The sequence below is a fragment of the Paenibacillus guangzhouensis genome (genome assembly GCF_009363075.1).
GTDB lineage: Bacteria > Bacillota > Bacilli > Paenibacillales > Paenibacillaceae > Paenibacillus_K > Paenibacillus_K guangzhouensis.
The window spans coordinates 5701627-5714140 of record NZ_CP045293.1; the positions used below are offsets into that span (position 1 = coordinate 5701627).

At 50.4% G+C, this 12514-nt stretch carries 11 protein-coding genes and 1 other annotated feature; of the genes, 9 read left to right on the top strand and 2 right to left on the bottom strand.

Going from position 1 to position 12514, the window contains the following annotated elements; genetic code table 11:
* The first annotated feature begins 66 nt into the window (after positions 1 to 66).
* The 3 genes from GCU39_RS25740 (at position 67) to GCU39_RS25750 (ending at position 3073) form a co-directional block, all read left to right on the top strand.
* Entirely contained in the window at positions 67 to 1134 is a 1068-nt protein-coding gene (locus GCU39_RS25740) for a branched-chain amino acid aminotransferase (RefSeq protein ID WP_152396074.1), read from the top strand.
* Between the two features lie 28 nt (positions 1135 to 1162).
* Complete coding sequence (locus GCU39_RS25745; RefSeq protein WP_152396075.1) at positions 1163 to 1438, top strand: hypothetical protein; 276 nt, start codon at positions 1163 to 1165, stop codon at positions 1436 to 1438.
* A 576-nt stretch (positions 1439 to 2014) separates the two neighbouring features.
* A complete protein-coding gene (locus tag GCU39_RS25750) occupies positions 2015 to 3073 on the top strand; it encodes an NAD(P)/FAD-dependent oxidoreductase (protein WP_152396076.1) in 1059 nt (352 codons plus the stop codon).
* Between the two features lie 43 nt (positions 3074 to 3116).
* Here the strand turns inward: GCU39_RS25750 and GCU39_RS25755 are convergent, their stop codons facing one another.
* Positions 3117 to 4361, bottom strand: coding sequence for an MFS transporter (locus GCU39_RS25755; RefSeq protein WP_152396077.1), 1245 nt, complete (start codon positions 4359 to 4361; stop codon positions 3117 to 3119).
* A 117-nt stretch (positions 4362 to 4478) separates the two neighbouring features.
* On the opposite strand from GCU39_RS25755, the gene GCU39_RS25760 reads away from it, so the two are divergent.
* The 3 genes from GCU39_RS25760 to GCU39_RS32100 all read left to right on the top strand — a co-directional run bounded on the left by GCU39_RS25760 (position 4479) and on the right by GCU39_RS32100 (position 6840).
* The gene (locus GCU39_RS25760; RefSeq protein ID WP_193726630.1) at positions 4479 to 6263 is read left to right on the top strand and encodes an ABC transporter substrate-binding protein; all 1785 of its coding nucleotides are present in this window, start codon (positions 4479 to 4481) and stop codon (positions 6261 to 6263) included.
* A gap of 169 nt (positions 6264 to 6432) precedes the next feature.
* Entirely contained in the window at positions 6433 to 6570 is a 138-nt protein-coding gene (locus GCU39_RS32095) for a hypothetical protein (RefSeq protein ID WP_227793338.1), read from the top strand.
* Between the two features lie 51 nt (positions 6571 to 6621).
* A complete protein-coding gene (locus GCU39_RS32100; RefSeq protein ID WP_265333418.1) occupies positions 6622 to 6840 on the top strand; it encodes a peptidoglycan-binding protein in 219 nt (72 codons plus the stop codon).
* A 127-nt stretch (positions 6841 to 6967) separates the two neighbouring features.
* On the opposite strand, the gene GCU39_RS25770 is transcribed toward GCU39_RS32100, so the two are convergent.
* Positions 6968 to 7207, bottom strand: coding sequence for a hypothetical protein (locus GCU39_RS25770; RefSeq protein ID WP_152396079.1), 240 nt, complete (start codon positions 7205 to 7207; stop codon positions 6968 to 6970).
* Between the two features lie 146 nt (positions 7208 to 7353).
* Positions 7354 to 7625, top strand: a binding site (T-box leader).
* Positions 7626 to 7670: 45 nt separating this feature from the next.
* Between GCU39_RS25770 and metG the strand changes: the two genes are divergently transcribed.
* The 3 genes from metG (at position 7671) to GCU39_RS25785 (ending at position 12502) form a co-directional block, all read left to right on the top strand.
* Positions 7671 to 9314: a methionine--tRNA ligase gene (gene metG / locus GCU39_RS25775; RefSeq protein ID WP_152396080.1), complete on the top strand. Its 1644-nt coding sequence runs from the start codon at positions 7671 to 7673 to the stop codon at positions 9312 to 9314.
* A gap of 133 nt (positions 9315 to 9447) precedes the next feature.
* Complete coding sequence (locus GCU39_RS25780) at positions 9448 to 10737, top strand: NCS2 family permease (RefSeq protein ID WP_152396081.1); 1290 nt, start codon at positions 9448 to 9450, stop codon at positions 10735 to 10737.
* 184 nt (positions 10738 to 10921) lie between these two features.
* Entirely contained in the window at positions 10922 to 12502 is a 1581-nt protein-coding gene (locus GCU39_RS25785; RefSeq protein ID WP_152396082.1) for a spore germination protein, read from the top strand.
* Positions 12503 to 12514: the final 12 nt, after the last annotated feature.

The following is a 12514-nucleotide window of genomic DNA, read 5'->3' on the forward strand; positions in this document are numbered from 1 at the left end:
TTTCAATCTATCGAAATTCTTGGTATCATACAAATAAATGAATCTACAGCAAAGGGATGAAAGAAGATGTTAGACGCAATCAAGATCGAGCGCACAACCTCGCCAAAGGCAAGACCGCAAGACGATCAGCTCGGATTCGGTAAATATTTCACAGATCATATGTTCATCATGGATTATGATGCGGCCAAAGGATGGTACGATCCACGCGTCGTTCCCTATCAACCAATCACACTCGACCCAGCAGCGAAGGTATTCCACTATGGACAGACGGTATTTGAGGGATTGAAGGCTTACCGCACGAAAGATGGAAGAATTCTGTTGTTCCGTCCGACGAGCAATTTCAAGCGTCTGAACAAATCGAATGACCGCCTCAGCATCCCGGCACTCGATGAAGAGCTTGCGCTGCAAGCACTCAAGACGCTAATTGAGGTAGATTTAGATTGGATTCCTCATGCAGAAGGGACTTCCCTCTACATTCGTCCGTTCATTATCGCGACGGAGGGATCGCTTGGTGTTGCGCCGTCGCGTCAATACAAATTCATGATCATCCTCTCGCCAGTAGGCTCGTATTATGCGGAAGGCATTAACCCTGTCAGCATTCACGTGGAATCGGAATATGTCCGTGCGGTTGCAGGCGGCGTAGGGAATGCGAAGACAGCAGGGAACTATGCAGCAGGATTGAAAGCGCAGGAAGGCGCGACAGCGCTAGGGTATTCGCAAGTGCTATGGCTTGACGGCGTGCATCGGAAATACATCGAAGAGGTTGGCAGCATGAACGTGTTCTTCCGAATCGGTGACCAAGTCATTACGCCAGCGATTAACGGCAGTATCCTGGAAGGGATCACACGCGATACAGTTCTCGAGCTCTTGAGACACTGGAATGTCTCTGTAGAAGAGCGCCGGATTTCGATCGACGAGTTGGTTGAAGCGCACAAGAATGGTTCACTCATCGAAGCATTTGGGACAGGTACGGCGGCGGTCATCTCCCCGATTGGTTCCTTGCATTGGGATGGAGAGAAGCTTGTGATCGGCGATGGTGTGACAGGCGAGCTATCCAAGAAGATCTACGATGCGCTCACAGGTATTCAGAAGGGCGAGCTCGAGGATCCGTTCGGCTGGACAATACAGTTGTAAGATTGAATGGCTTGAAGGAGACGACACGATGAGCAAAGTAAATGAGCAAGAATTGATTCAATATATTACAAGCAAGTCCAAGATTGATCCGAAAGGGATCGGCGTCGTGCTGAAACATGCGCAGAAATTCATCAGTACCGCCAAACCGAATGCGCGCGGCGAGGTGGATATTGATAGCGACGACCTCGTGGACTACGTGATGAGCCGTCCGGATGTGAAGCTGAATGAACTTCAGGTGGAGACGATCTTGGATCTCGAGATGGACTACTTGATGGAGAAGGGGCTCGCGGGGTACGAGGACTAAGCTCAATCGAGTGAACGATATAGGCGCTCCCGATGGTGGGAGTAGAGAAGGGCGGCCTGATGGGCCGCCCTTTTTGTGCTGGCAGGTTAGGGAGCGAGTGATGCGAGGTGTGGAACTCTGTCGTGCGGGGACGGGGGGGGTAATCGATGTTACTGGGGTGGGAGAGACGTATGGGTGATCCACAGCTGATGCCCAGTTCTCGAGTCGATCTTCGGCCCTGGCAGGATACGCGCAACCGATGCCGCTACCGTCGGTAATCGCTGACACCGGTGGCCTAACGAATCGAGGTAACGCTATTGTCCGGAAAAATGGGGACGGCACATGCTAACGAACTGAGAATACGCTAATGTGCTCTTTTGGAACTCGAAAGGGCGGAAATTGGCGGAATAGCGCTATGTGAGTTCGTTAGAATCTGAGATCGGTCGATTTGAAGTAAATAAGTGTTGCTGGGTTCGTTAGAAATGTTCACGTTCTGGACACCATTGAATCCAAAACATTTCTTGAAATATTTGGTGATTCAGTGTATATTCTCATTGAGAATGATAATCATTATACATAAGGTGAGGTGTTGGCGCATTGGAGCACAACAACGAAGAATTATTTGATATCACGATTATTGGCGGAGGGCCGGCTGGCCTGTTCTCTGCTTTCTATAGCGGGCTGCGGGAAATGAAGGCGAAGATCATTGAGTTCCAACCGTATCTTGGCGGCAAAGTCCATGTCTACCCGGAGAAAATGATCTGGGATATCGGCGGAGTGACGCCAATCCCTGGTGCGAAACTGATTGAACAAATGGTGGCGCAAGGTTTAACCTTCGACCCAGAGGTCGTGCTGAACGAGAAGATTGAGAAAATCTCGAAAAATGAAGATGGTCTGTTCGAGCTTCATGCTGCCTCAGGCCGCGTTCACTATTCGAAGACCGTAATCGTGGCGGTAGGTGGCGGGATTATCAATCCGCAGAAGCTGAATATTGAAGGCGCCGAACGGTACGAGGTAACCAACCTTCATTACACGGTGAAGTCGCTTAAGCAATTCAAAGATAAGACGATCATCGTCTCTGGCGGAGGCAATTCGGCGGTGGATTGGGCCAACGAATTGGAGCCAATTGCTCGCAAAGTCTATCTGACCTATCGCAAGGAAGCGTTGAACGGTCACGAAGCGCAAGTCAAGCAGCTGATGAATAGTTCTGTCGAATGCCTATTCCAGACGACGATTACACGGCTTATTGCGAATCCAGGGCAAGAGATGTTGGATCGTGTGGAGCTGACGAATCATGCGACGGGGGAAGTCACAGAGCTAGCCATCGATGAAGTCGTCATCAACCATGGATACGATCGGGATGCGAAATTGATCGAGAACAGCGAGCTCCAGATTGAGACCGCCGAAGATTTCTACATCGCAGGCAACGCGTCGAGCGAATCCTCCGTCCCAGGGCTCTATGCGGCAGGGGATATCCTACAGCATGACGGGAAGTTGCATCTCATAGCAGGCGCATTCCAAGATGCGGCGAATGCAGTGAACAGAGCGAAGCAGTATATCGAGCCAGAAGCCTATGGATGGGGGATGGTCTCCTCCCACAACGATATTTTCAAATCCCGGAACCGTGAGCTCGTGAAGCAAATGATGGGTTCATAGAAATAACGTAATGAAAGAGCTTGCCAGTTGGCAAGCTCTTTTGTTATGCCTTCTTCGTCCATAACGGACCGCATCGGCAGCATAAGAAGATGATCACATTGCCAAGCATGGCGATCCCGAATACGATCGTGGGGTTCGCGAGCTCTGAGATCCATCCGGCAGCGAAGATTGCGAACGGCATGCCCAGCTTGAAGAGCGATCCTGTGATCCCGCTGATTCGACCAATCAGGTGATGCGGCGTCGTCTCCTGGCGGAAGGTCCAGATGCTGACGGTACTGATTGTCTCGAACAATCCGTTCAAGAAAAGGGCTGCTGCTAGCCACCACCCCGAGTGGGCGAAATAGAGCATGGCATAAGTGAATCCGACGAGTAGAGTCGTCATCGTTACGATCACACCAGCTTCGAATCTTCTACGCAGCGGCTGAAGCAGGAAGCTTCCGATGAGCCCGCCGGCTCCCGCGGCAGAGAGGACGAGACCAAGTTCGAAATTCTCGAGGCGGAGCGTATCCTTCGCGAAAAAGATGATGGTCGTATCGACCATGCCCGACGTAGCGTTCAGGAAAATGACAGTCAGTGTAATGAGCCAGAGCAGCCGGTTGCTACGAAGTTCCGTCCAGCCGGCATAGAGCTCTCGCCAGAATCCTTGCTGCTTCTGCGGTGCGATCATCTCATCCGAGCGCAGGAATAGGAGTGTCACGAATCCGATTATGAATAACAGACCGGTGAGGAAGAGACTATCCTGCAGCCTTGGCAGCATTAGTACGAGCCCGGTTATAGCCGGACCCATAATGCCGATGAGCGTCGTAATGAAGTTGAATGAAGCATTGGCCGCGGTCAGCATCTCATTCGGCAGGGTGTGCTTGACCATTCCGACACGGGCATTACCCACGGCATAGTTACACGTCATGAGCAGGAATCCACCGATATAGAAGATGGCCATGGAAGGTTGACTGCTGCGAATCGACAGGAAGTAGAGCAAGAACAAGAGGATCATCTGGATCAGTACAGCCCACAAGGACCATTGCTTCTTGCGAACGCGGTCGACGAAGACGCCGATGAACATGGCGAGCAGTAGATTCGGCAGGAACTCAATGCCGCGCATCGTTGACATGGCTACCGATGAGGATGTCCATTGATAGAGAATGAGCGGGAGGGCCAGTTCATAGATTTTATTGCCGAAGGTCATCATCGCCCCAGAGATAAACAGAATGAGGAAATTCGGGTGCATCCAGATGGATGATGTATTGGTCTTTGTGGCGGTAAGCGATGTTGCTTCTGTGCTTGGCATAGCTGCTCGATCCTCCTCTTTACGGTGGGAATGAACCCCATTATACTTTTGGAAAAGGAGAACAAAAAGCGAAAAGGTTCCGCGCATCTTTTCGCCTTTTATGGAGGGGCAGACCAAATGGAAGTGGAAGCGTATTTCGTGAAATTACGTGAGCATTATGCGGATATCCCAGAGAAGCAAGCGTTCTTGCTATCGATGGATGATTTGACGGGAATTTGGGATTGCACACGGCGGAATGCGCAACTTGTGCTCCGTCGGATGGAAGATCATGGTTACGTGACATGGCAAGCTGGCCGAGGGCGGGGCAACTTGTCCAGCCTGACGTTCCGCCGCTCTTATCGTGACGTGTTCCTGCATCAGATCAAGTCGCTCGTGCTGCAGGAGCATATTCACGAGGCATGGCGTCTATTGGATTCGTACGAAGATCAGAACCTCCAAGACGAGGTTACGGCATGGATCGCCAGCCAGTTCGGGGTTCGGCAGGACCTTGATGCTAAGGATGTGCTCCGGTTCCCTTTTTACCGGCCTGTACTTGATCTGGATCCAGCGCATGTCATCCGACGGACGGAAGCGCACTGGATGAGGCAGATATTCAATACGCTCGTATCTTATTCGGCGAGGGAACAGCAGATTGAACCAAAGCTCGCACATGCTTGGGAATGCGATGCGTCGAAGAAGCGATGGACGTTCTATCTGCGTAAGGGGATTCGATTCCACCATGGGAAGCGGATGACCGCTCGCGATGTTGCGTATACGTTTCGTCGAATTCAGACGGCGGCGCCGCTAGAGTGGATTCCTGCGATGATTGAGAGGATGACGGTGATTAGTGACTACTGCATCGAATTCCAGCTGTATACGCCGAATGCAATTTTCGATCATTTCATATGCACGGAACGATATTCGATTGTACCTGAGGATCATGATGAACGGGGAGACGGGAATCTCGAAGCGATACCGGTGGGGACTGGCCCTTTTCGACTCATCGAGAATAATGAATCGAAGATGGTGTTGGAATCGTATGAGCATTATTTCGAAGGTTGCCCGCATTTGGATCGGATTGAGATGTGGGTATGGCCCAATTATGATGGGGATTTGCTTCTCCAAGTGAAGGATCGGGAGGCACAACTGCTGTATAATGAAGCACCGTCCACCATGGGGGCTAAGCCGTCTCTTCGTCAAGTGGAGAAAGGAAGCTGCTACCTCACATTCAATCTCGCTAGAACAGGAATACTTCAAGATATTCAGCTGCGCCAAGCGATTCATGTGGGGCTGGATCGAGCGCAGATGCTCGCGGATTTGGGTGGTCATCGCATGTGTCCAGCGGGTGGATTCATCCCGGAACAAGACGAGCGGCCTTTTCATTCGGAATACGATCTGGCCTATGCGATGGAGCTTGTCCGAACATCGAGCTATCAGGGCGAACGCTTAACGTTATATACGTACGAGATGATAAGTAATGAACAGAGTGCGGCTTGGATTCAGGAAGCGTGTGCGCGGATTGGTATTCAATTGGACGTCGTAGTCGTTCCGATTCGGGAGTTGGCAAGTCGAGAGGTGCTGGCTACAGCGGATCTAGTCTTTGCCGGTGAGGTGCTTGGGGAGCAGCCGGATATGACTTTGATGGAGATGTACACCCTGAATACGAGTTTTATTGGCAATCATCTGAGTCCTGCTGGATCTGCCGTTGTCGATCAAGGGATTGCAGCGTGTCTTCTAGAGGAGAAGGTGGAGAACCGTCTGCTATTGCTGCATGGTATTGAAGAAGCGTTAAAGCAGCAATTACAAGTGTTGTTCTTATATCATAATATCCAGACGGCAAGTCACCATCCTTCGCTTGGCGGGATCACACTAAATGCGTGGGGTAAGGTAGATTATCGACATGTCTGGGTTCGTCGGAAATAGGAGGGCTGCCATTGGCAAGCCCTTATTTTTTTGCCTATGGATCCGGGATGAAATGAAAAAGTTGGGAGAATAGTAAATGAGGTGTTAATAACCAATTGATTAAAGGATGGTGTACGTTGGAATGAGAGGTTGGTCAAATCGTAATTCGGTGAATCTTAAGGGGAACTTCATGTTTAGAAATGCAATCAAAGGGGCAAGTATGCTGCTGCTTGTTATAACACTGATGCTAAGTATGCCGTCGGTCGTTGGAGCGGTAGGTAAAGGCGCGCAAGGAGCCGATGTCTATGTTATCCAAGGTATGCTGTAATCCCTAGGCAGTTATGGGGGTGAAATTACCGGCTATTATGATCAGGCTACGGTGAACGGTGTGAAGCATTTTCAGAAGAGACATGGTCTGCCTGTGACAGGGACAGTAGATGAGCGCCAAGGTGGCGGCATGGGTGGTAACCAAGGCGGCGGCCAAGGGTCCAATCAAGCCCCGGATAACGGGAAGAAGAACACAGCGCCTAAAGTACAAGAAGTGCCTGGTATTAGCAACATCGGCAAGGACAATGGTAAAATCGGAGATGAGTATTAATTCATCTTCCGCAACAAAGTACGCCTTACCCACACGGGATAGGGCGCTCTTTACCTCAATATAAGGGTTCTCACAAAACGATTACCGTTTTCGGATGAACGCCGTCTGGATTCAAGCTTTTGCTTGTTTAATCGGCACTGCTTCCTCCGCCGCTGTCTCCGCTGGAGCTGTCACTTGATGATCCGCCATCACTCGAGGAATGATCATGGTTATGATCGAAGTTGGTCATGTGAGGGTCAGCGTAGAAATGGGAGCTTGAATATTCATTGCCTTCACCGGGTCTTTTCGATCCACGTCTCGCTGACGAAGCTGCTATGACAATAAAAATTACGAAAGCGATTAATATCAAAATGATCCAATTTTCCATAGTGAGCACTTCCTTTTTAACAATACGAACAAGGTTATGAAGAATTATACCATTCATGGCAAGCCCTGCGGGGTAAAATAATAAATCAACGCGCAGACTTGACTTCTTGATTCAAATCCCTTAATATCCCAATAAATGAAAAATAATCAAAAGCGAAGAAGAGAAAGAGTACCAGGCGTAATGTCTTTAACAGAGAGCTCCGGTAGCTGCGAAGGAGCAAAGATAGCCGCATGGGAATATGGTCTCCGAGCTGCGCATCGAATCCCCCGCAGGGGGCTGTAGGCTGCGCCGGGTCCTGCACCCGTTATCGTGCTAGGGTATAACCGTCTCTCGTTTGGCGCCGTACCCGAAGAGGTGACTGCCGCAAGGCAGGAATGAAATTGGGTGGTACCGCGTGAGTTGAACTCTCGTCCCTTTGTGGATGAGGGTTTTTTGGCGTTCAAAGAAAAAGGAGGAATGAACGATGGATTACGTATTTATAGGCGGGGCATGGCCTTATGCCAACGGAGATCTCCACCTCGGCCGCCTCTCAAGCCTGCTGCCGGGTGATGTGCTCGCACGCTATTACAGAGCGAAGGGCAAGCAGGTGCTCTTTGTCTCGGGCAGTGACTGTCACGGGACGCCGATTGCTGTGCAAGCCGCGAAGGAAGGCGTAACACCGAAGATTATCGCTGACCGATACCACGAGAGATTCGTTGATTGTTTTGCACAGCTCGGTATCTCTTATGATTGGTATACGCGTACGGATCAGACGATGCATCACCACGTTGTGCAAGAGATATTTACAGCGCTTCTCCATAAGGGGGTACTGTATCGCAAGACCGTGCAGCAAGCCTACTGTGAGACAGATGAGCGATTCTTGCCTGATCGCTATGTCGAAGGGACGTGCCCGGTCTGCGGCAGCGCAGCGCGGGGGGATCAATGCGATGTCTGCGGGACGCTGCTTGATCCTTCGGATTTACTGGACCGTACCTGCAAGCTGTGCGGCAATCCTCCCGTCGAGCGGCAAACGGAGCACTACTATTTCGAATTATCGAAATTTTTGCTGGAGCTTAGCTCGTACGCCGAGCATGCCACAGGATGGCGAGATAATGCGGTGCAAATGACGCAGCGCTACCTCACCGAAGGTCTTCAGGATCGAGCGGTAACCAGGGATTTAGATTGGGGCGTCGACGTGCCCGTGTCAGGTTTCGAAGCGAAGAAAATTTATGTTTGGATCGAGGCAGTCTGCGGTTATTTGTCAGCCAGCAAGCAGTGGGCAGACGAGACAGGCAACCGCTGGGAGCCGTATTGGCTCGAAGGCGAAGCGGAAGTGCTCTCTTATTATGTCCATGGCAAAGACAACATCCCGTTCCATACCGTCATTTGGCCTGCGATATTACAGGGTGTTGGCGGTCTCCATCTGCCTGATCGGATCGTCTCGAGCGAATATATGACGCTGGAAGGGAAGAAATTCTCTACGAGCAGGAATTGGGCGGTCTGGGTGCCGGATATGCTGGAACGCTATCCAGCGGATGCGATTCGGTACTTCCTCATTGCAAACGGACCGGAACGCCGGGACACGGATTTCTCATGGCGGGAGTTCATTCATAGTCATAATGGCGAACTGCTGGGCGCCTTCGGTAATTTCGTAAACCGTACGCTCGTATTCCTCCAGAAGTCGTATGATTCGCTCGTGCCTGACGGAAGTCTGGACCCGGAATGGAAAGATAGCATCGATACATTGTACCAGCAATCCGGTACCCTCATCGAGGAAGGTCGGTTGAAAGAATCGCTGGAGCTCATTTTCGCGTATATTCGCCGTGCGAATAAATATTTCGATGAACGGAAGCCTTGGTTGCAAGTGAAGGTAGACCGCAGCGCTTGCGGCGATACGTTATATACTTGTACGCAGATCATCGCGAACCTTGCGAACCTGCTGCAGCCATTCATTCCTTTTGCTTGTGATCAGATCAGAACTTTTCTGTCGCTTGCGGCATCACCTGTCTGGCACTGGATCGAGGTCCCTGTTAATCAATCGGTACAACATCTTGCCCTGCTGTTCGAGCGGATCGACGTTCAGAGAATCGAAGAGGAGGCGCGGATTCTTAATCAGCAGTCTACCTAGAAAGTGGTTTGGTTTGTAAAATTATTACATTGTGTGCTTCGAATGTTCTTGTTACAATGAACAGCGAGATGTGATAATGTCATTTTCACATTTTGGGCGGGCGAGGGGTTTTACGAAGAAGAAGGTTCACTAAATGATTCAAAAATGGTTTCGTCTACAGGAACACGGTACGAACGCAACCCAAGAGATCATGGCAGGGATCGTCTCATTTTTTACAGTAGTCTATATTATTGTCGTCAATGCGTCGATCCTTGCGGATGCGGGGATTCCTTTTGAAATGGGCGTTGCGGCGACAGTATTTACATCGTTTATAGGTTGTCTCATGGTCGGTTTCTGGGCGAATACCCCGAATGTACTGGTACCTGGTATGGGTGTCAATGCATTATTCTCGTACACGATTGTACAAGGTATGGGGTTGCCTTGGCAGGAAGCGTTAGCCGCCGTTTTCATTTCGGGCTTGGTTGTTACGGTTATTTCATTTACGTCCTTGACGGATTTGATTGCCAAAGCCATCCCGAATTCGCTGAAACATGCGATTACGGTTGGGATCGGGTTCTTGCTCACGTTCATTGGGATGGAAAAAGGCGGCTTGATCGTCTCTGGCAAGAGCACGCTTGTGGCGCTAGGCAGTTTTTCCGACCCGCATGTACTTCTGACGCTGGCCTCACTTGGGATTACGCTCTTCTTGTTCGTGCGTAATGTCCGGGGGAATCTGTTGATCGGTATCGCACTTGGCACAGCGCTGGCAGCGTTGTTCGGCGGACTGGATACAGGTTCTGGAGGTGAAACGGCCTTATCCCTTGCGGATTATGGTTCGTTCATCGGTGCCATGTCCTTTGACAGCATTGGTTCCATCGTCTTCTGGGTTGCAACATTCTCATTGATCTTGGTCGTCTTATTCGAGAATGTCGGTTTGATTCATGGCCAGATGGAAATGATCAAGCGTCCAGACAAATTCAAGCGGACGTTCCAAGCCAGTGCCGTATCTGCCGTAAGTGCAGGTCTGTTCGGTACGAGTCCGACGATCTCATCGGTGGAGACAGCGGCAGGGATCTCAGCCGGCGGTAGAACAGGATTAACCTCGATTACGACAGGTGTGCTGTTCCTTAGCTCGATCGCAGCGATTCCGCTGATCAAGCTGATTCCAAGCTCGGCGATTGCACCGGTGCTAATGATTATCGGCGGACTCATGATTCAGAGCATCAAGGATATCAAGTTCGACGATATGACGGATTGGTTCCCGGCGTTTCTGACGATTGCGGCGATTCCACTGACTTCGAGTATCGTGGATGGGATGGCATTCGGCTTCATCGCCTATCCGCTCCTTAAGATTGCAACGGGTAAATGGAAAAGTGTCGGCATCGTATCGTACGTCATTGCCATGCTATTTATTATGAATTTTGTGCTTCACACTGCAGGTTAATCGCATAACGACAAGGATAAACCGTCTTCGAGAGAAGACGGTTTTTTGCGCTGCGTGATGCCTTACTTTCCCCTGCGTTCTATGGCGAAATCTGTCTAAAATTCGCACCGAAAGGTAATAATGGTCTATTAGTTCTTACTCAAAAACAACCTCTATTAGTTCACTGCATCTAAGGAGATACATTATGCGCCTAACCAAGCGATTCCGATCGAACGCCACCAATCCCATCAAGGCATCGATCGTCAAACGAAATGTGCTGCACAAGAGTCTCGCAGCGAATATACAAAGAATGAAGCATGATCTGGGGAACAGCACGGATGTTGTCATCCGCGAGATTCGTATTGGTAAAGATGGTAATCAAATGGCAGGGCTCGTCTATACTGATGGCTTGGCTGACACCAAACTCATTTCCGATTTTATTATGGAATCCGTCATGCTGGATATGAAGGCGATTCAAATCCGGTCCACCCCTCAATCGCGCCCGAATCCAGTTCAGATACTGAAGGATTATGCGATAACGGTTGGTGAGATCAGCAGCCTGACTCAATATAAGGATCTATATCAGAGTGTACTGTCGGGAAGCACCGTGATCATGCTCGATGGCTATGAGGAAGCGATCTCGATCGGTACACATGGATGGCAGGAGCGGGGCGTGACAGAGCCGAGCGCAGAGTCGGTTGTCCGAGGTCCGCGGGAAGCCTTCTCGGAGAACCTGCGCACCAATACGGCCTTAATCCGTCGTAAGATTAGAGACCCGAAGCTATGGCTTGAGACGAGGCTGATCGGGCGGGTTACCCATACGGAAGTATCGTTTATGTATATTCAGGGGATTGCGAACGACAAGGTTGTTCAGGAAGTGCGGGAGCGGCTGGATCGGATTGATATTGACGGAATTCTGGAGAGCGGATATATCGAGGAATTGATCCAAGATGAGGCATACACGCCTTTTCCAACGGTCTATAACACAGAACGGCCCGACGTCGTTGCAGCTGAGTTGCTGGAGGGTAAGATTGCGATCCTCATAGATGGGACACCATTTGTACTGATTGTTCCGGCGTTGTTCGTCTCATTCCTGAATTCAGCAGAGGATTATTATCATCGTGCGGATATTAGCAGTCTTGTTCGAATGCTTCGATATGTTGGATTTTTCATCGCATTACTGGGCCCATCGCTGTATGTAGCCATTACAACCTTCCATCAGGAAATGCTGCCAACACAGTTGCTGATTGGCCTTGCAGCCCAGCGTGAAGGGGTACCTTTTCCAGCGTTCTTGGAGGCAGTTATGATGGAGATAGCCTTCGAAATTTTGCGGGAGGCAGGACTGCGGATGCCGAGAACGATAGGGCCGGCCGTGTCCATCGTTGGGACGCTGGTCATAGGGCAAGCGGCGGTAGAAGCGGGAATTGTATCGGCGGCGATGGTCATTGTGGTATCGACGACAGCGATTGCGAGCTTCGTTTTCCCGTCCTACAGCATGGCCAACTCGGTACGGATGCTTCGATTCCCGTTAATGGCGCTTGCTGCTTCCTTTGGATTATTCGGTGTCATCGTGGGGATTTTTGCGATTGTACTGCATCTGTGCAGCTTGCGTACCTTTGGCGTGCCGTATATGAGTCCATTTGCGCCATTCAACATTCAAGGGCAGGAAGATGCGGTGTTCCGGATGCCGCAATGGATGATGCGGACGAGACCTGGGTTAATTGCTAGGAAGAACATCAAGCGTTCAAATAACCGCAGACCCCAGAAACCAAAGCCCAAAGGTTAACTTGTATTCATA